This is a genomic window from Methylobacterium sp. C33D, assembly GCF_053345825.1.
The window spans coordinates 284287-303168 of record NZ_JBKFAV010000001.1; the positions used below are offsets into that span (position 1 = coordinate 284287).

General features: G+C 71.7%; 19 protein-coding genes. 7 read left to right on the forward strand and 12 right to left on the reverse strand.

All coding sequences use genetic code 11. The annotated features are described in order from the left end of the window. Window positions 1-627: 627 nt before the first annotated feature. The 4 genes from ACLBXO_RS01405 to ACLBXO_RS01420 form a co-directional block, all read right to left on the reverse strand. Window positions 628-1488: a transglutaminase-like domain-containing protein gene (locus ACLBXO_RS01405; RefSeq protein ID WP_447684250.1), complete on the reverse strand. Its 861-nt coding sequence runs from the start codon at window positions 1486-1488 to the stop codon at window positions 628-630. Window positions 1489-1706: 218 nt separating this feature from the next. Beyond that, on the reverse strand, window positions 1707-2312 hold the full coding sequence (locus ACLBXO_RS01410; RefSeq protein ID WP_447684251.1) for a LutC/YkgG family protein: 606 nt from the start codon (window positions 2310-2312) through the stop codon (window positions 1707-1709). Then, window positions 2309-3880, reverse strand: coding sequence for a lactate utilization protein B (locus tag ACLBXO_RS01415; RefSeq protein ID WP_447684252.1), 1572 nt, complete (start codon window positions 3878-3880; stop codon window positions 2309-2311). The genes ACLBXO_RS01410 and ACLBXO_RS01415 overlap by 4 nt, the downstream gene beginning before the upstream one ends. Further along, window positions 3877-4620, reverse strand: a complete 744-nt coding sequence (locus ACLBXO_RS01420) for a (Fe-S)-binding protein (RefSeq protein ID WP_331317817.1) — start codon at window positions 4618-4620, stop codon at window positions 3877-3879. Before ACLBXO_RS01420 ends, ACLBXO_RS01415 begins: the two co-directional genes overlap by 4 nt. A 216-nt stretch (window positions 4621-4836) precedes the next feature. On the opposite strand from ACLBXO_RS01420, the gene ACLBXO_RS01425 reads away from it, so the two are divergent. Then, window positions 4837-5229, forward strand: coding sequence for a DUF2267 domain-containing protein (locus ACLBXO_RS01425; protein ID WP_012319882.1), 393 nt, complete (start codon window positions 4837-4839; stop codon window positions 5227-5229). Window positions 5230-5403: 174 nt separating this feature from the next. Next, window positions 5404-5622: a hypothetical protein gene (locus ACLBXO_RS01430; RefSeq protein WP_447684253.1), complete on the forward strand. Its 219-nt coding sequence runs from the start codon at window positions 5404-5406 to the stop codon at window positions 5620-5622. Between the two features lie 16 nt (window positions 5623-5638). Here ACLBXO_RS01430 and ACLBXO_RS01435 read toward each other — a convergent pair whose 3' ends face one another. Continuing rightward, window positions 5639-6532 (reverse strand): hypothetical protein, encoded by an 894-nt coding sequence (locus ACLBXO_RS01435; RefSeq protein ID WP_447684254.1) that lies wholly within the window; start codon window positions 6530-6532, stop codon window positions 5639-5641. A gap of 84 nt (window positions 6533-6616) precedes the next feature. Further along, a complete protein-coding gene (locus tag ACLBXO_RS01440) occupies window positions 6617-8686 on the reverse strand; it encodes a M3 family metallopeptidase (RefSeq protein WP_447684255.1) in 2070 nt (689 codons plus the stop codon). Window positions 8687-8868: 182 nt separating this feature from the next. Between ACLBXO_RS01440 and ACLBXO_RS01445 the strand changes: the two genes are divergently transcribed. The 3 genes from ACLBXO_RS01445 to ACLBXO_RS01455 all read left to right on the forward strand — a co-directional run bounded on the left by ACLBXO_RS01445 (window position 8869) and on the right by ACLBXO_RS01455 (window position 11709). After that, the gene (locus ACLBXO_RS01445; protein WP_447684256.1) at window positions 8869-9864 is read left to right on the forward strand and encodes an extensin family protein; all 996 of its coding nucleotides are present in this window, start codon (window positions 8869-8871) and stop codon (window positions 9862-9864) included. Window positions 9865-9940: 76 nt separating this feature from the next. After that, window positions 9941-11050 carry a L,D-transpeptidase family protein gene (locus ACLBXO_RS01450; protein ID WP_447684257.1) on the forward strand — a complete coding sequence of 370 codons (1110 nt, stop codon included), beginning with the start codon at window positions 9941-9943 and terminating at the stop codon, window positions 11048-11050. A 269-nt stretch (window positions 11051-11319) separates the two neighbouring features. Next, window positions 11320-11709, forward strand: coding sequence for a response regulator (locus tag ACLBXO_RS01455; RefSeq protein ID WP_273558644.1), 390 nt, complete (start codon window positions 11320-11322; stop codon window positions 11707-11709). Between the two features lie 38 nt (window positions 11710-11747). Here ACLBXO_RS01455 and ACLBXO_RS01460 read toward each other — a convergent pair whose 3' ends face one another. Beyond that, the gene (locus ACLBXO_RS01460; RefSeq protein WP_331317808.1) at window positions 11748-12137 is read right to left on the reverse strand and encodes a YraN family protein; all 390 of its coding nucleotides are present in this window, start codon (window positions 12135-12137) and stop codon (window positions 11748-11750) included. Then, the gene (gene rsmI / locus ACLBXO_RS01465; RefSeq protein ID WP_447684258.1) at window positions 12134-13105 is read right to left on the reverse strand and encodes a 16S rRNA (cytidine(1402)-2'-O)-methyltransferase; all 972 of its coding nucleotides are present in this window, start codon (window positions 13103-13105) and stop codon (window positions 12134-12136) included. Before rsmI ends, ACLBXO_RS01460 begins: the two co-directional genes overlap by 4 nt. Before the next feature lie 135 nt (window positions 13106-13240). Between rsmI and ACLBXO_RS01470 the strand changes: the two genes are divergently transcribed. Then, entirely contained in the window at window positions 13241-14503 is a 1263-nt protein-coding gene (locus ACLBXO_RS01470; protein ID WP_447684259.1) for a penicillin-binding protein activator, read from the forward strand. Here the strand turns inward: ACLBXO_RS01470 and hemW are convergent, their stop codons facing one another. Genes hemW through rph form a run of 3 tightly spaced genes read right to left on the reverse strand, consistent with a single transcriptional unit; the run spans window position 14504 to window position 17057 of the window. Next, window positions 14504-15691, reverse strand: coding sequence for a radical SAM family heme chaperone HemW (hemW, locus tag ACLBXO_RS01475; protein ID WP_447684260.1), 1188 nt, complete (start codon window positions 15689-15691; stop codon window positions 14504-14506). Window positions 15692-15717: 26 nt separating this feature from the next. Then, the gene (rdgB, locus tag ACLBXO_RS01480) at window positions 15718-16347 is read right to left on the reverse strand and encodes an RdgB/HAM1 family non-canonical purine NTP pyrophosphatase (RefSeq protein ID WP_331317802.1); all 630 of its coding nucleotides are present in this window, start codon (window positions 16345-16347) and stop codon (window positions 15718-15720) included. Next, the gene (rph, locus tag ACLBXO_RS01485; protein WP_447684261.1) at window positions 16344-17057 is read right to left on the reverse strand and encodes a ribonuclease PH; all 714 of its coding nucleotides are present in this window, start codon (window positions 17055-17057) and stop codon (window positions 16344-16346) included. Before rph ends, rdgB begins: the two co-directional genes overlap by 4 nt. A gap of 167 nt (window positions 17058-17224) precedes the next feature. On the opposite strand from rph, the gene hrcA reads away from it, so the two are divergent. Then, on the forward strand, window positions 17225-18280 hold the full coding sequence (gene hrcA, locus ACLBXO_RS01490; RefSeq protein ID WP_020091867.1) for a heat-inducible transcriptional repressor HrcA: 1056 nt from the start codon (window positions 17225-17227) through the stop codon (window positions 18278-18280). 54 nt (window positions 18281-18334) lie between these two features. Here the strand turns inward: hrcA and ACLBXO_RS01495 are convergent. Then, a partial coding sequence (locus ACLBXO_RS01495) for a DUF1236 domain-containing protein (RefSeq protein WP_447684262.1) occupies window positions 18335-18882 on the reverse strand: 548 nt, incomplete at its 5' end.

Below are 18882 nucleotides of genomic sequence, written 5' to 3' on the forward strand. Positions count from 1 at the left end.
CCGAACGGTAAACCGTTGTCGAATTTGCCGTTTACCGCGGATGTTGAGGTGGGCCCGGACTATGGCGGGATCGCGGCGTTTACGGGCAGGTCTCGGGGCGGAGCGGGGATCGTTTTACGGTGTTGCGACCCCGCCACAGCCACGCTTGCGGCCATTTCGGCGGCGACGACAAGATGAAGGACAATGGCGCGCCGCTACCGAGGCGTTCCTGCGCGACGCAACTTGTCTTCGGGCAAGCCGACGATCTCCCGGCCGCGATCCGGGCGGGACGCGGCAATCCGGCACCCGGAAAGTCGCTGTATCACTATCCCTGCGCGGGACCCGCGTCGGCAATACGCCGACCGACGGGCGGAACGACATGTCGCGCCGCCGCCGCGGCGGGCCCGGCGCACCACTCTGCTTGCGCGCCGAGCTGTCCTCAATTGCGCGGAACGGCGGTGCCGGCGCGCGTCCGTGGCGGCGTCTCGGGCCTGATCGGACGGAGCCCGCCTGCCGCTCTTCTCGGCCGAAGCGCCGCTCTCCGCCGACGGAGGCCGGAATCGGGTGGCCTGCACCGGCACCCGCCCCGCCGCCGCGCGGCCGGGATCACGCGATCACAGGATGCCGTGATCCCGGCCGATTCCGTGCTCAGGCCGCTCCCGCGTGCGGCGCCGGGATCTCGGTCGAGATGGCATCCACCGTGCGCGGCATCGGGCTCCCCGATCCGTCCGCCCGCTGGATCCGCACCTGCTGATTGACCGGCTGCATGTTGCCGAACGGCGTCGAGAAGGCGATCTCCGCGGCGTCGCGTCCGACGCCGATCCGCACCAGCCCGTCGAGGTCGGCCTGCCGGGTGGCGTCGAACAGCCACCAGCGGCCGTCGAGATAGGCCTCGAACACCGCGTGGAAGTCGCTCGGGACGAGGCCGTGGGCGTAGCAGCTCACGAACCGCGCCGGGATGCCGAGCGCCCGGCAGAAGGCGGCGCCGATATGCGCGAAGTCGCGGCAGACGCCCGCGCGCTTCAGGAGCGACTCGTGGGCTGTCGTCTCGCCGTCGCTGGAGCCCGGCTGGTAGGCGATGTGATCGTGGATCCAGTTGCAGATCTGGTTCACGCGCGCGTGGCCCTTGGGCAAAGCCCCGAACTCGGCCAGCGCGAACGGCGTCAGCCTGTCCGAGGAGACGAACCGGCTCGGCAGCAGGAACGGCAGGATGTCGAGCGGCAGCTGCGCGATGGGCGTCTCGTTGACGGTCGCCGGGTCGGCCCTGTGCACGGTCAGGTCGACCTCGGCATTGTACTCCAGCGCGAACTGGCCGGTCGGGACGTTGACCGCGAGATAGCGGTTCTGGAGATCGGGGGTCGTGTAGAGATCGCGCTTGAGGTTCGGCGTCAGGACCAGGCTCTCGCTCAGGATCTCGACGCTCTTCAGCTTCGCCACCTCCAGATTGAAGATGAAGGTGGTGTCCGAGAGGATGTTGTAGGACAGGCTGCAACCGAGGGTGTAGCGCATCGGATCTCCTTGCCGGATGACGGCCCATCCGCCGTCCAAGCAAGGGGCGCGCCCGACCGTCAGTTCCGGCTCGATCGGGGAGTTGCGGCCGCGACAGGGGCGCCGCGCGCAGCCGACGGCTCCGCCGTCATCGCGAGCGCAGCGAAGCGACCCAGGGCGGCGCGTACCTAGGTTGCTTCGCTGCGCGGGCAAAGACGGCTGGAGCGATGGAGCCGGTCTCAGCCGCGCTCGGCGGCATCCCTCGGGAGCAGCACCACCGTCAGCGAGCGCACGCCCTGCGCGCCGTGGATGAGGACGCCCTCGATGTCGGCGGTGGCCGACGGGCCGGTATGGAGCACCGCGTAGGCCGAGCGGCCGAATTCCGGCCGGCGGTAGGCCGCCTGCACGTTCGGCACGATGTCGGCCGGGTCGAGCAGCACGACGAGGTGCTGCGCGAGATAGGCGACGGCGTTGACGATCAGCTGGTCCTGCGTGAACAGCACCGAGCCGGTCTCGGCGATGCCGAACACCGCCCGGACCACCGCCACGTCCACGTCCTCGACCTCCTGGGGGGCGCGCACGCCCCGCAGGTCGCGGTTGCCGGTCAGTTCGGGGACCGCCGAGGCGATCACCTTGGCGGCGTCGAGGCGCTCGCGCACGCCCGCGAAGACGTCGCCGGCACCGGGCTCGGCCACGCGGCCGCCCATGCGCTTCAGCCGCTCGCCGAACTCGGCGACCAGATCCTCGCCGACCAGCGGCGCGAACAGCGGCACCTCCGGCAGCGGGAAGTCGCCGGCCGGCCGGTTCCTGCGGATGCCCTCAAGGATCGCGTCGCGGGCGCTCATCGACCCGTGTCCTTCATGCGATTCTGCTTGTACCAGGCGTGGAAGGTCTGGCGCGGCGCGTCGGGCATCTCGCGCTTCTTCCCCCACGTATTAAGTGGGTTGTAGACCGCGAAGCGCGGCAGGACCTTCAGGGCCGAATCCGCCGCGCCGATCGCCGCCCGGTAGGCGGCCGGGCGCGCGAGCACGGCGCCCGCGGCCTTCATCATGCCCTGCTTGAGCGCCGGGATCCGGTGCTCCTCGACCAGCACCTTCCGCCACGCGAAGATCTGCTCGTGGATGTTGATCTTCACCGGGCAGACGTTGGTGCACGAGCCGTTCATCGTCGAGGAGAACGGCAGGGTCGAGTATTTCCGCTTGTTGAAGGTCGGATCGATGATCAGCCCGATCGGCCCCGAATAGGTCGCCCCGTAGGAGAGGCCGCCCGAGCGCCGGTAGACCGGGCAGGTGTTCATGCAGGCGCCGCAGCGGATGCACTTCAGGGAGGTCCAGAACTCCTCCATGCCGAGGCGCTCGGAGCGGCCGTTGTCGACCAGAACCATGTGCATCTCGGTGCCCTTGCGGGGCGCGCGGAAATGCGAGGTGTACTGGGTGATCGGCGAGCCGAGCGCCGAGCGCGACAGCAGGCGGATGAACACCCCGAGATGCTCGACCTTCGGGATGATCTTCTCGATGCCGATGGAGTGGATCTGCAGCGGCGGCACGTTGCCGGACAGGTCGGCGTTGCCCTCGTTCGTGCAGGTCACGACCGAGCCGGTCTCGGCGATCGCGAAGTTGCAGCCTGTCATCCCGGCATCGGCCTTCAGGATGTAGGGCCGGGTGGTCTCGCGCTGGCTCTCGGCGAGGTAGTGCGCGTCGTCGTTGTCCGGATCGGTGCCGAGCGTCTTGGCGAAGACCTCGGCCACGTCCATCCGGGTCTTGTGGACCGCCGGCGCCACGACGTGGCTCGGCTCCTCGTTGTCGAGCTGCTGGATCCGCTCGCCGAGATCCGTCTCGATGACCTCGATGCCGTTGGCCGCCATGTGGTGGCGGAAGCCGCACTCCTCGGTGAGCATCGACTTCGACTTCACCAGCGTCTTCGCGCCGTGGCTCCGCAGGATCTCCAGCACGATCCGATTGTGATCGGCGCCGTCCTTCGCCCAGTGAACGTGGACGCCGTTGGCCTTCGCGGCCGCCTCGAACTGCTCGAGATACCGGTCGAGGTGGCTCAGCGTGTGGGTCTTGATCTGCGAGGCGAGCTCGCGCAGCTCCTCCCATTCCGGGATGCCGTGCGCGGAGGCGTCGCGCTTCTTGCGCAGGTCCCACAGGCGCTCGTCGTGGGCGGCCTGGTGCAGCGGCGCCGCGAGGAAGCGCTCGGCCGCCTCGGACTGGTTGATCGGACGGTCGCCCCGGATCTTCGCGCCGCGGGGCTGCGGCTCCCGCGTCCGCGGGGCGCGGATCGGCTTCGAGGCGGCTTCCGCGTGCTGGAGTCGCCGGCCGTCCGGCGCCCGCTCGCTCTCGTCGTGGCCGGCCCGCACCTCGGGGTGGATGACGCCCTCGCGCTCGCGGGGGTTGAGGTCCTCGGCGCTCATGCGGCGGCTCCGTTCAGCACCTGCGCGATGTGGATGTATTTGAGCGGCAATCCCAGACGCTCGGCGCAGCCCTTCTGGTGCATCAGGCAGGAGGAATCCGCCGAGACGACGTATTCGGCCCCGGCCCGGTTCTGATCGGCGACCTTGTCGTAGCCCATCTTGGCCGAGACGGCGGGCTCGAACACCGAGAAGGTGCCGCCGAAGCCGCAGCACTCGTCCGGCCGGGCGAGATCGACGAGCTCGACGCCCTTCACGAGGCGCAGCAGGTCGAGGGGCTTCGAGTAGTAGGGCTTCACCAGCTCGCTCGGCCGCGCGTGGTGGATGCCCCGCAGGGCGTTGCAGTTGGTGTGATAGGCGACCTTGTGGGGGAAGTTCGCCCAGGGCAGGTCCTCGACCTTCAGAACGTCGTGCAGGAACTCCACCAGCTCGTAGGTGCTGGCGCGGACGTGGCGGACCTCGTCGGTCTGCGGGATCGCCGTCAGGTGCTCGCGCACTTGATGAACGCAGGATCCCGACGGGGCGACGACGTAGTCGAAGCCGGAGAAGTTCTTGACGAACAGCGCCTCGGTCGCCGCGGCCTCGGCGTGGCAGCCGGTGTTGGTCATGGGCTGTCCGCAGCAGGTCTGGTCGAACGGATACTCGACCGTGCAGCCCAGGCGCTCGAGGAGCTCCAGGGTGGCGATCCCGACCTCGGGCTCGAAGGCGTCGACGTAGCACGGCACGAACAGGCCGACCCGCATGGTCCGGCAACTCCCTGGATGGCCCGGCCCGGCGGCCTGGAACGGTTCAAGACTGACCGAGGGTCTACCGGAAGGGGCGGTCCTTGGCGAGGTTGCCCGCTGCGGCACCGTGCCCGCTGTAACCGGTGAGTTTTCCTGGGAAGCGATGCCGCGCGCTTGATTTCCGACGCCTCAGAGTCGAAGGACGTCTGGAAGCGTTCCGAAGAGATCATCACCATGGAAGAACTGCTCGCCCGCGTCACCACCCGCACCGGGCTCGACGCCGCGACCGCTCAGACCGCCATCGGGCACATCCTGGCCTTCCTGCAGAAGGAGGGGCCCGCGGCCGAGGTCGGCCAGCTGCTGGCGGCCCTGCCGGGCTCCGAGGCGCTGATCGCCGAGTCGAACGCCGGCGAGAGCGGCGGCGGCGGCCTGATGGGCATGCTCGGCGGCATGATGGGCGGCGGCGGTGTCATGGCGCTCGGCCAGAAGCTGATGGCCGCCGGCGTGCCGATGGGTCAGATGCAGCCCCTCGGCCAGGAGCTGTTCGCCTTCGGCCGCGAGAAGGTCGGCGAGGACGCGATGGGTCCGATCATCGGCTCGATCCCGGGGCTCAACCAGTTCGTCTGACCGCGGGCCGGTGTGCGCGGCCGCACTGCATTCGGGTGACGCCTGGACGAAAGTAAAAAAGAGGTTGCGGAGCGAAAGCTTGACGGAACCTGTCCACGCGATCCCCGTTATTGGGGATGTGGCCCGGACCGACGCCTTCGGCAGTGTCCGGCACCGCACTCAAGCAGGCCGGCCATGCCCGTCTTCGAAGCCAAGAATCTGGACAGCGAGTTCGAAGGGCAGTCCCTGCTCGCTGCCATCCTGCACCCGACCCGCGCGGCGCAGACCCGGGCCCTGCGGCACGGGCGCCGGCGGGCGGAGCGCGCCGCGGCCCTCGCCGATCCGATGACGATCGAGCCGCGCTTCCCGATCGCGCCGCGCGAGCTGGCGCCGACCGGGATCACGGGCCGCTGAGACGCGCCGCTCTCGCCTACCAGGCCTGCGCCGTGACGAGACCCTGACGGGTCACCACCACCCATTCACGCCCGTGGCGCTCGACGCCCTCGACTCGGCCGACGCCCGGGATGACGTCGCCCGGAGCGACCTCGACGAGGCGGCGCCGGCGGTTCTCCAGGATCGCGGTGCCCTCGTAGACGTCCCGCAGGGCCCAGCCCTCGATCACCGGCGGCTTGTCGGCCGCGGCCGGCTTCGACTTGGGCTCGCTGACCTTGGCGTCCGCGACCTTGACCTCGGGCTTCGCCTCGACGGCGCGGGCGGGCTCCCCGATGCTCCCGGTCTGGGTCGGCTCCGCCTTGGCGGCGGCCGGAGCCGCGGCCGCGCGGCGGTCGAGCTGCGCCGCGAGGCCGCTGAGGCGGGTGTTGTGGTCGCGCTCCGCCTGATCGAGCCGCTCGCCGAGGGCCGTGATCTTTCCGTTCAGAGCCTTGTCGACCTGCGCCAGGCGCTCGCCGAGGGCGGTGCTGCGGCTCGCCGCCTCCTTCCGCGCCACGTCGGTGGAGGCGCGCAGCTCGGCGAGCACGCGGTGGAGCTGCGCGATGTCGGCCGCGAGGCGCACGGTCTCGGTGCGGTTGGCATCGATCGTCGTCTCGAGGGCCGCGAGTGCGTCGGGCCGGACCGAGTTGGGGCGGGTGAGCGCCATCACGCCCCCGCCCAGGAGGACGCCGAGCGCCAGGGTCGCCCCCGGGACCGCGAACCGCTTCGGATCGAGGCGCGACAGCGCGGCCAGCGAGAACGTCCCGCCGGCGGGCGAGGCCGCGGTCTCGATCGCGGCGGCCGCGGCGTCGCTCTTGCCGGTCACCGCGGCCTTGAGCAGGTCGGCCGGCGAGATGCCCTGGGAAACGCCCTGCTTGGCTTCGATCTTCGTCATCGCCCCGAACTCCGCACGCCGCGTCGCGCTGCAAGCGTTCGTTAAGGACGTTTGTTTACGAAACCCTTACCGTACGCCCGTCGCTCAGGCCGCGAGCCCCCGCTTCTTCAGGAGCGGCTCGATGCTCGGCATCCGCCCGCGGAAGGCCGTGTAGGCCTCGCGCGGGTCGCGCAGGTTGCCGGCCCCGTACACGAAGGTCCGCAGCCGCTTCGCCGTCTCCGGATCGAAGATGTCGCCGGCCTCGCGGAACGCGTCGAAGGCGTCCGCGTCCAGCACCTCAGACCAGAGGTAGCTGTAGTAACCGGCGGCGTAGCCGTCCCCCGAGAAGATGTGGGCGAAGTGCGGCGTCCGGTGCCGCATGCCGATCTCGGCCGGCATGCTGATCCGCCGCAGCGCCTCGGCCTCGAAAGCGGGCACGTCGAGGCCGCCCTCGCCCTCCGCCGAGAGGTGCAGCGTCATGTCGACGATCGCCGAGGACGTGTACTCCACCGTGGCGAAACCCTGGTTGAAGGTCCGCGCGGCGAGCAGCTTCTTGAGCAGGGCGTCGGGCATCGGCTCGCCGGTGCGGTGGTGGCGCGCGTGGGCGCGCAGCACCTCCGGCTGCTCGAGCCAGTGCTCGTAGAGCTGCGAGGGCAGCTCGACGAAGTCCCGCGACACGGCCGTCCCGGACAGGAGCGGGTAGGTCACGTCCGAGAGCAGGCCGTGCAGGGCGTGGCCGAACTCGTGGAACAGCGTGCGCGCGTCGTCGAAGGACAGCAGCGTGGCCTCGCCGTCGGGCGCCTTGGCGAAGTTCATGACGTTGACGATGATCGGCGTGACCGTCCCGTTCAGGCGCTCCTGCGAGCGGAACGCGCTCATCCAGGCACCGGACCGCTTCGAGGCGCGGGCGAAGTAGTCGCCCAGGAACAGGCCGACCTCGGACCCGTCGGGATTGCCGACCCGCCAGACCCGGACGTCGGGATGGTAGCGCGGCACGTCGGCGAGTTCCGTGAAGGTCAGGCCGAACAGACGCGAGGCCGTGTCGAACGCCGCCTGGATCATCCGCTCCAGGGGCAGGTACGCCTTGATCTCGCTCTCGTCGAGGTCATGCTCGGCGCGCCGCACCTTCTCGGCGTAGTGCCGCCAATCGTGCGCCTGGAGGGCGAAGTTGTGCCCCTCAGCCTGGATCGTGGCCTGTAGGCGGTCGCGCTCCTCGGCCGCCCGCGCCCGGGCCGGGGTCCACACGTCCCGCAGCAGGCCGGTCGCCGCGTCCGGGCTCGCCGCCATCGTGTCGTCGAGGGCGAAATGCGCGAAGCTCTCGAAGCCGAGGAGCCGCGCCCGCTCGGCGCGCAGGCGGATGATCTCCGCGATGATCGCGCGGTTGTCGGTCGCGCCGCCGTTCTCGCCGCGCCGCGTCCAGGCCGCGTAGGCGCGCTCGCGCAGGTCGCGCCGGGTCGAGCAGACCAGGAACGGCTCGATCAGCGAGCGGGACAGGGTGATGACGTGCCCGTCGAGGCCGCGCTCCTTCGCGGCGCTCTCGGCCGCGGCCCGCAGGAACGGCGGCAGCCCGGCCAGGTCCTCCTCGCCCTGCAGCGGCAGGACGAAGCTGCTCTCGTCGGCCAGGAGGTTCTGGCTGAACGTCGTCCCGAGTTCCGACATGCGCGCGGCGATCTCGGCGATCCGGGCCTTGTCGGCGGACCCGAGATCGGCCCCCGACCGCCGGAAGCGGATCCGATACCGGTCGAGGACCCGGCGCTCCTCCGCATCCAGTCCTTCGGCGTCGATCGCCGAGATCCGGGCCCAGAGCTCGGGGTTGAGGTAGATGGCGCTGCCGTGACGCGCGAGCTTCGGGCCGATCTCCCGCTCGATGGCCTGCAGCTCCGGGTTCGTGTGGCTGCCGGTCAAGTTGTAGAACACGCCGGCGACGCGCTCGAGGGCGAGGCCGGCCCGCTCCATCGCCGCGACGGTGTTGCCGAAGGTGGCCGGCGCGGTCTGGTCCGCGATGGCGCGGATCTCGGAATCGTGCACGGCGAGCGCGGCGTCGAACGCGGGTCCGTAGTGCTCCGGCCGGATCCGCTCGAAAGGCGGCAGGCCGTGCGGGGTGTTCCACTGCCCTTCGCGGAAGGGATTGTCCGGCGACAGGCTCGGGAGCCCGGCATCAGCTGCGTCCGACATACAGTCCTCGAATCGACATCCGCGCGGCCGCGCGTTCGCTCGCGCTGCCGGTGCGCCGACATGGGGTGTGCCGGCGCGATCCGGAAGACAGTGGCCCGATCGGCGCGGCCGTCAACCGGGTCCGGGCGATCCGAATGACGTCTCGCCCGTTGTAGAGGCCAACGCCCACGCTTCGAGGCCCCATGCCGGGACGCTGCCTGTCGACCCTCCGACCCGCGATGCTGCTCGCGGGCGGCGCCCTCGCCGCGGGGCTCGCCGTCCCGGCCGCACCGGTCCGCGCCGTCGAAGCGCCGACGGCCACGGTGCCGACGCCCCCGCCCCTGCCGCCGGAGCGTCCGGAGGCGCTGAAGCCGCCCGCCGCGGAGCCGGCTCCGCCGACACCGCCCGCGCGCCCGCCGGAACTGAAGCCGGCACCCGCGGAGCCGACCAAGGAGCCGGTCCGGGAGCCGCCGAAGGATCCCGGCCGCGAGAAACCTTCGGGCGCCGGGCAGGATGCAGGGAGGGACACCGGCAAGGACACCGGCAAGGACACCGGGAAAGAGGGTGCCAAGCCCGAGTTGCCGTCGCCGCCTCCGGCACCGCCCGAGCGGCCGCCGGAGCTGTCGGGCGCGGCCGCCCTGGCGCTCAAGGTGACGCCTCCGGACGATACCGCCTGCCGGACGCGCCTGAAGCGCCTCGGCGTCGATTTCGAGCCGCTTCCGCCGATCTCCGAAGGCCAGTGCACCGCACCGTTGCCGCTCAAGGTGACGAAGTTCGCCGACGGGGTGGCGCTCCCGCAGGGCGCCACGCTGACCTGCCGGACTGCCGAGGCGCTGGCACGCTGGGTCACGGAGGTGCAGGTCGAGGCCGACCGGACGCTGAAGCATTCGCTGACCGCGCTCGAACTCGGCGGATCCTACGTCTGCCGGGGGCAGAACCACGATGTCGACGCCAAGCTCAGCGAGCACGCCTTCGCCAACGCCGCCGACATCATGGGCTTCGCGTTCGCGGGGCGCGCGAGCATTCCCGTGAAGGCCATGCCGGAGGGGTCGGAGGAGGCACAGTTCCTCGGCGCGGTGCGCGCCAAGGCGTGCGGCTTCTTCCGCACGGTCCTCGGGCCGGGCTCGAACGCCGCCCACGCCAACCACTTCCACCTCGACGAGCGCGAGCGGAACGCCGGCCATCGCCTGTGCCAGTAGAACAGTGTGGAACGTTCCCGCAGGTCCGGCATTTCTCGGCTCTGGAGCGCGTCCGCTCCCCGGAACGACGACGGCGATGACCCCGAAACCTTGGCGGCCGATCTGCGCGGCACTCCTGGCCAGTTGTCTGGCCGCGCACGGCGCGGCGGCGCGCAGCGGCAAGGCTCAGAAGGCCGAGAAGGCTCCGCCGGCACTCACCGCCGAGACGGTGAACGCGGCGACCCTGGACCAGCCGGGCGCCGGCAAGACCGAGGGTGCGAAGCCTGACGCGAAGAAGCGGCGGTCCAAGTCGTCGGAGGAGAGGCCCGACCCGCTGATCGTCAAGGCTCAGGTGCTGCTCGACCGGGCGCATTTCTATCCCGGCGCGATCGATGGCCGGAACGGCGACAATTACCGGCACGCGCTGTCGGCCTTCGCGGTGGCGCAGGGTTTGCCCGCCAGCGAGGACCTGACGCCCGAGGTCTGGGACAAGCTCCAGGCGACCAGCGACAAGCCGGCCGTCACGGATTACACGCTCACCGAGGCCGACGCCGCCGGCCCCTACGTCGAGCGGATCCCGCCCAAGATGGAGGCGCAGGCCGAGCTCAAGACGCTGGGTTACACCAACCCGCGCGAGATGCTGGCCGAGCGCTTCCACATGAGCCGCGACCTCGTCAGCGCGCTCAATCCCGGCAAGCCCCTCGACAAGGCCGGCACGACGATCGCGGTCGCGGCGGTCGACCCGATGGGCACGGACAAGCCGAAGGGGAAGGACCTGCCCCAGGAGCCGAAGGTCGAGCGCATCGAGGTCGACAAGACGAGCCGCGACGTCCGCGCCTACGGCGCCGACGGCAAGCTCGTGGCCTACTATCCGGCGTCGATCGGAAGTGCGGAGAAGCCGGCCCCGAGCGGCGAGACCAAGGTGAAGGGCGTCGCGTTCGACCCCGACTACACCTACAACCCGAAATACGCGTTCAAGGGCGTGAAGGCGCAGCACAAATTCACCATCCAGTCGGGCCCCAACAACCCGGTCGGACTGGTCTGGATCGACTTGGCGATCCCCAGCTACGGGATCCACGGGACGCCCGAGCCCGAGAAGGTCGGGAAGACCGAGTCCCACGGCTGCATCCGCCTGACGAACTGGAATGCCCGCGACCTCGCCGCGCATGTGACACGGGGTGCCAAGGTCAGTTTCAAGGACGACTGAGCGGGCGTCCGCGGATGCCCCGGCTGCCCTCGCGAAGCCGTCAGCACAAAAATGTATCATCGGTTAACATAGTGCCCGGTCTGGGTGCCGGAACGGGCCGGGAATGCTTGACACATTGCGCATTACGGGCGACGCCTCAGGTTGTCTCGCGGGCTGACCCTCGGGCCGCGTTCACCCGTCCGGACGCTGCTCACGCGGTGCGCAAGGCTTGACCAGCCGCATGGCAAGATCCCCGGCGACGGGGGCATTCGAAGGGAAGACGGCCCGGCGTGATTGCTGACCCCAACGACGACGTCCTCAACGGCGTCCGTGTTCTCGTCGTCGAGGACGAGGCCGCGATCTCGATGCTGCTGGAGGACATGCTGCTCGATTTCGGCTGTGCCGTGGTCGGGCCGGCCGCGCGTCTGTCCTCGGCGCTCGAGATGGCGTCGCAGGAGGCGTTCGAGGTCGCCATTCTCGACGTGAACGTGGCGGGGGAGCCGATCTACCCGGTGGCCGAGGCGATCGCGAAGCGCGACCTGCCGCTGGTGTTCTCGACCGGCTACGGCGGCGCCGGCATCCGCGAGCCGTTCCGCGACAGGCCGGTCGTGCAGAAGCCGTTCAGCCAGGCCGACCTGAAGCGCACGCTGATCGGGGCGATCCGCGCAGCCCGCGCCTGAGGCCGGCAGAACGCGCGCCCACGGGATCCCCCCGTCGGTCACAGCCCCTCGATGGTGAAGGCCCGCTCGACATGCGCGGGCCAGCCGCGGGATCCGACGAACACGGCATCGGCCCGGAAGGTCGCCCCGGCGCACCAAGCATTCCGCCCGATCCAGGCGCGGACCGCGCGGGAGAAGCGCCGCCTCTTGGCGGCGTCGATCGCCTCACGCGCGTCGTCGCGCTTGGCCCGAGCCTTCACCTCCACGAAGACGACGGTGTTCCAGCGCTGGACGACGAGGTCGATCTCGCCGCCGGCGACGCTGACGCGCCGCCCGATCGGCCAGTATCCCTTGAGCATCAGCGCGGCGAGCGCCAGCCACTCGGCCCGGTGGCCGAGCCGATAGGCGGCCCGGCGCCGGCCAGCCCGGTCCGGCGAAGCGCCGTTCATTTCTGGTCCCGCGCCAGCGCCAGCGCCCGCGCGTAGACGAGGCGGCGCGGCTGCCCGGTCTCGTCGGAAACGAGGCTGGCGGCATCCTTGATCGAGTGCCGCTCCAGCGCCGCGAGGATCAGGGCGTCGAGGGCGGCATCCGTATCCGCGCTGCGCTCCGGCGCCGTCGCCGCACCGATGATCACCACGATCTCCCCCTTCGGCGGTCCCTCCTGGGCGAAGCGCGCGCTCAGGCTGCCCAACGTATCGCGCCGGATGGTTTCGTAGAGCTTGGTGAGTTCGCGGGTCACGGCGGCCGGCCGGTTCGGGCCCAGCACCGCGGCGGAATCCGCCAGCATGTCGGGCAGGCGATGGGGCGACTCGAACAGGACCAGGGTGCCGGGAACCTGGACCAGCGCCTCCAGGCGGTTGCGCCGCGCTCCGGCCTTCTGCGGCAGGAAGCCCTCGAAGAAGAAGCGGTCGGTCGGCAGGCCGGCCGCGACCAGCGCGGTCATGACCGCGGACGGCCCCGGGACGGGCGTGATGGCGATCCCGGCCTCGATCGCGGCCTGGACCAGCTTGTAGCCGGGATCCGAGACCAGTGGCGTCCCGGCATCCGAGACCAGCGCCAGGGCCTCGCCGGCGGTGAGCCGCGCCACCATCCGCTCGCGCACCGCGTCGTTGGAATGCTCGTGATAGGCGAGCAGCGGCGTCGTGATCCCGTAATGCGCCAGCAGGTTCCGGGTGACGCGGGTGTCCTCGGCCAGGACCGCGTCGGCCGCCGCCAGGGTCGCCAGCGCCCGGATGGTGATGTCGCGCAGGTTCCCGATCGGCGTCGCCACGATGTGCAGGCCGGGCGACAGGGGCTCGGTCTCGCTCGCGAGGCCGAAGGCCGTGAAGGTCGTGCTGCGCGGTCGGTCGGGGGCGAGCTTCTGGGACGGAGCTCGGGTCGGGGCGGCGGGCCCCGGGTCGTCGAATCTGCGGGTCATCGCCGGCGATCTTGCCACACTGGTCGCCTCTCGTCGCGGCGAGGCCGCGTGGCCGGGGGGCAAGTCCCCGCCGCCGCGTTTACATTTGAGATTCTGCCGGTCAGGCTGCGGAGCCTGCCCGAAGGAGTACGCGCCATGGCGCGCCCGACAAGCGCGCGGGACCGTCTCGTGCGTGTCACCGCCCAGACCGCCGCGCTCTGCGCGATCCTGCTCTCGCTCGGCGGTTGCGTCGGCAGCGACCTCGCGCGACGCGCGACCGGGCCGCAGGCCGAGCTGTCACCGCCGGCCGCGGTGCCGGATGCGCCGGGCGCCGCGCCCGCGGCGGCGCCTATGCCGGCCGCGGGCGGCGGTCGCATCGGCGCGGGATCGGTGAAGGTCGCCCTGGTGATGCCGCTGACCGGCCAGGGATCGACCGTGGGGGCCGCCATGCGCAACGCGGCGCAGCTCGCCTACGACGAGGCCCAGCAGCCCGACCTGACGCTCCTCGTCGAGGACGACCGGGGCAGCCCGGACGGCGCCCGGGAGGCGACCCAGGAGGCGCTGAGGCAGGGCGCCGAGATCGTGCTCGGCCCGCTCTTCGCCGGCAGCGTCCAGGCCGCCGCGGCCGTCGCCAGGACCGCCGGCAAGCCGGTGATCGGCTTCTCGACGGACGCGACCGTGGCGAACCCGGGTGTCTACCTGCTGAGCTTCCTGCCGCAGCCGGAGGTGGACCGCGTGGTCGAGGACGCGGTCGCGGGCGGGAAACGATCCTTCGCGGCGCTGATCCCCGAGACCGCCTACGGCAACGCCGTCGAGGCGGCGTTCCGGGAGGTCGTCGCCCGGAAGGGCGCGCGCGTCGCCGCCGTGGAGCGCTACCCGGCCGGCGCGCCCGGCCCGGCGGTGGAGCGGCTGGCGCGGGTGATCGGCGGGCCCGGCGCCATCGCCGACGCGCTGTTCATCCCCGAGACCGCGGACGCGATGCCCGCCGTGGCGGCCGCGCTGACGAAGGCGGGCTTCTCGCCGGCCCGGGTGCGCCCCCTCGGCACCGCCCTCTGGAACGAGCCGTCGCTGTTCGCGCTGCCGGCCCTGCAGGGCGGCCGCTTCGCCGCGCCGGACCGCGTCGGCTTCTCGAACTTCAGCGCGCGCTACCAGGCCCGGTTCGGCGCCGTCCCGCCGCGGGTGGCCTCGCTCGCCTACGACGCGGTGCTGCTCGCCGCGGCCCTGTCGCGGCGCTACGGCTCGCAGCGCTTCGCCGAGACCACCCTGACCAACGGTCTGGGCTTCGCCGGCGTCGACGGGACGTTCCGGTTCCGGCCCGACGGTCAGAGCGAGCGGTCCCTCGCGGTCTACGAGATCCGCAACAACGCCGCGACGCCCGTCAGCCCGGCGCCCCGGGTCCTCGCGAAGCCCGCGATCTGATCAGGCGGCGAGCTCGGCGACCAGGGCGTTCAGCACTGGCGCGCCCCGCGCCGTGGCGGCGATGCGGCCGCCGGGCAGGCGCGCCAGCAGGCCATCGCCGATCAGCATGCCGATCCGGTTGCCGTTCAGCGGCCGGCCCTTGAGCGCCGCGTAGCGGTCGGGATCGATTCCCTCGCGCAGGCGCAGGCCCATCACCAGGAACTCGTCGGCCTGGTCGGCGGACGAGAGGCTCTCGGTCTCGACGATCCCGTGGCCCCCGGCCTCGACGCGGGCGAGCCACGCCTCGGGAGACCGCTCCGTGACGGTCCCGATCCGGCCGCCGGGCGTCACGAGCCGCCCGTGGGCGCCCGGACCGATCCCGGCATACTCGCCGTAGCGCCAGTAGAGCAGGTTGTGCCGCGATTCCGCGCCGGGCCGCGCGTGGTTCGAGATCTCGTAGGCCGGGAGGCCGGCCTTGGCGCATAGATCCTGGGTGACGTCGTAGAGGGCGCGGCCGACCTCGTCGTCCGGCGTCACCAGCTTGCCGGCGGCGGCGAGCCCGTGGAACGGCGTCCCGGGCTCGATGGTCAACTGGTAGAGCGAGAGGTGCTCCGCGGCCCGCGCGAGCGCGTCGCTCAGCTCCGCCCGCCACAGGTCCGGCGTCTGCCCGGGCCGGGCGTAGATCAGGTCGAAGGAGGTCCGCGCGAAGGCGGACTGCGCCAGGGCGATGGCGTCCAGGGCCTGCGCCGTGTCGTGCAGGCGCCCGAGCGTCTTCAGCGCGTCGTCGTCGAGGGCCTGGATGCCGAGCGACACCCGGTTGACCCCGGCAGCACGGTAGCCGTGGAACCGGCCGGCCTCGACGCTCGACGGGTTGGCCTCGAGGGTGACTTCCGCGTCCGGCGCGACCGCCCAGTGGGCCGCGACCGCGTCGAGCAGGCCGGCCACGGTCGCGGGCCGCATCAGCGAGGGCGTGCCCCCGCCGAGGAAGATGCTGGTCACGGTCCGGCCCGGCGTGCGGGCGGCGCTGTGGGCGATCTCGGCTCGGAAAGCCGCCAGGAAGCGCGGCTCGTCCACGCCCGCGCGGCGGACGTGGCTGTTGAAGTCGCAGTACGGGCACTTGGCGGCGCAGAAGGGCCAGTGCAGGTAGATCCCGAAGCCCGCGTCGCGGGTCGGATGGTCCGGGCCGGTCGATGACATGATGGCGGGCATGTGAGCGCCCGCGCGCCGTTTGGCAATCAGGCGCCGGGCGCGAGGCAGGCGCGGCTCAGCTCGACGAAGGCCCGCGCCCGGTGCGACAGGCCCCGCCCCTTCTGCCAGTCGACCCCGTGCTTCTCCTCGGCGCTCATCTCGCCGAAGGTGCGCTCGTGGCCGTCGGGCCGGAAGATCGGATCGTAGCCGAAGCCCGCGGAGCCCTTCGCGGCGACGAGGTCGCCGAACACCCGCCCCTCGAACAGCTCGGTGTGCCCGTCCGGCCAAGCCAGCACGAGGGCGGACACGAAGTGCGCCCGGCGCTCGGCGGCGCCGCGCCGGTCGAGTTCGGCGAAGATCCGCGCCATCGCGCCGGTGAAGTCCTTGGCCGGCCCGGCCCAGCGGGCCGAGAAGATGCCCGGCGCGCCGTCGAGGGCGTCGACGCACAGGCCGGAATCGTCCGCGAAGGCCGGCAGCCCGGTCGCGTCGGCCGCCGCCCGCGCCTTGATCGCCGCGTTCTCGGCGAACATCGTGCCGGTCTCGTCGGGCTCGGGCAGGCCGAGCTCGCCCGCCGACACCGCCTCGATCCCGAAGGGCGCGAGCAGGTCGCGCATCTCGGCGAGCTTGCCGGCATTGTGCGTGGCGATCACCACCTTGCCGGTGAGACGGCGGCTCACGCGATGGCCTCCTTCTGCAGGGCGACCAGCCGCTCGGTGCCGGCGCGGGCGAGGCCGAGGAGTTCGATGAGCTGCTCCTGCGTGAAGGGCTCCATCTCGGCGGTGCCCTGCACCTCGACGATGCCGCCCCGCCCGGTGAGCACGAAGTTGGCGTCGGTCTCGGCCGCCGAATCCTCGGCGTAGTCGAGGTCGAGGACCGGCATGCCCTTGTACAGGCCGCACGAGACGGCGGCGACGTGGTCGCGCAGCGGGTCGACGGAGATGATCGAGCGGGTCCGCATCCAGGCGAAGCAATCGTGCAGCGCTACCCAGGCGCCCGTGATCGCGGCGGTGCGGGTGCCGCCGTCGGCCTGGATCACGTCGCAATCGATCGTGATCTGGCGCTCGCCCATGGCCGGGAGGTTGGTGACGGCGCGCAGCGACCGGCCGATCAGCCGCTGGATCTCCTGGGTCCGCCCCGACGGCTTCCCGGAACCGACCTCGCGGCGGGTGCGTTCGTGCGTCGCACGCGGCAGCATGGCGTACTCGGCCGTGACCCAGCCCTTGCCGGAACCGCGCAGCCACGGGGGGGCGCGCTCTTCCAGCGAGGCGGTGCAGAGCACCCGGGTGTTGCCGAAGCTGACGAGGCAGGAGCCCTCGGCGTAGCGCGAGACCGCGCGCTCCAGGCTCACGGGCCGCAACTCGTCGGCGGCACGCTTGGAAGGCCGCATCGCGGGCCCCTTCTGTCGAGAGTGTCGAGGGCCGGGCTCTTAGGCCGCCGCGCCACCGCGGGCAAGCATCGCCGTACGGATTGATCCGCGCGGGACGGTTGGACATGATCGGACCACAGGATGACCCCGTGACAAACCCCAGTCCCAACTTCTCGAACGGCCAAGCGATGCAGGCGCTCGCCGCCCTCAACGAGCGTGCCCGGGAGATCTTCCGGCAGATCGTCGAGAGCTACCTCACGACCGGCGAGCCGGTCGGCTCACGGAATCTCGCGCGCATCCTCCCGATGGCGCTGTCGCCGGCCTCGATCCGCAACGTCATGGCGGATCTGGAGCATTCCGGCCTGATCTTCGCGCCGCACACGTCCGCCGGCCGCCTGCCCACCGAACTCGGCCTGCGCTTCTTCGTGGACGCGATGCTCGAACTCGGCGACGTCAGCCAGGACGAGCAGGCGCGCATCGAGGCGCAGATGCGCGCCGCCGCCTCGGGCCACACCTTCGACTCGGCCCTGGCCGAGGCGTCGACCATGCTGTCGGGCGTCTCCCGGGGCGCCGGGGTCGTCCTGACCACCAAGGCCAACGTCAACCTGAAGCACATCGAGTTCGTGCGCCTCGATCCGGCGCGCGCCCTCGTCATCCTCGTCTCGGATGACGGCTCCGTGGAGAACCGCCTCGTGGACCTGCCGGCGGGCCTGCCGGCGGGCGCGCTCCAGGAGGCGACCAACTTCCTGAACGCGCGGCTGCAGGGCCGCACCCTGGGCACGTTGCGCGCCGAGATCGAGGCCGGCCGCAAGGCGATGAAGCGGGAACTCGACGCGATCACCGAGCGCCTCGTCGATGCCGGGCTGGCCACCCCGGTCGGCCCGACGGAGGCGCGCCAGCTGATCGTGCGCGGTCAGGCCAACCTGCTCGACGACCTGCGCGCAGTCGAGGACCTCGAACGCATCCGCCTGCTGTTCAACGACCTGGAGACCCAGAAGGACGTGATCGATCTCCTGTCCCGCGCCGAGGGCGGCGAGGGCGTGCGGATCTTCATCGGGTCGGAGAACAAGCTGTTCTCGCTGTCGGGGTCCTCGCTGATCGCGGCGCCGTTCCGCGACGGCTCGCAGAAGATCGTGGGTGTCGTCGGGGTGATCGGTCCGACCCGGCTCAACTACGCGCGGATCGTGCCGATGGTCGACTACACGGCGCGCGTGGTGTCGAAGCTCCTGGACGGCGGACGCTAGAGCGCGCCGGGCAGAGGATCCGCCCGGCGCGCCGACCTTGTCGGGACGGCCCGCTCAGGCCGGGATCACGTCCACGATCTCGTAGGTGTCGGGATCGATGATCACGATGTCGTCGCGCACCAGGATGAAGTCGTAGCCCTCGTATTCCGGCACCAGCTCAATGATCGCCGGCGGGAGCCGGTGCAGGCTGACCGAGCGCGGGATCGCCGTGCCCACCGCGAGACCGAAGGCCACGTCCCGGAGCGGCGAGACGCCCAGACGCGTGATCGAGCTGCGGAACTCGGTCCGCTGGCGGGTGTCGAGGCGGCCGACTGCCCCGCGGACGGCACCGCGGTCGCGGGCGCCGGCACGGCCACCCCGCTCGCCGGCCGGACCGCGACCGCCGCGCTCGGGACCGGCCGCATCGCGGTTGCCCCGCTCGGGTCCGGCGCGCGGCTCGCGCCCACCCCGCTCGCCGCGGTCACCGCGGTCGCCGGCATCGCGGTCACCGGCCCCGGGCTTCGCGGCCGGTCCGCCCCGGTCCGCCGGTCCGTTGCGCTCGGCCGCGCCCCCCGGACGACCCGGTCCCTCCGCGCCGCGACCCGCCGGCCCGCCGGGCTCAG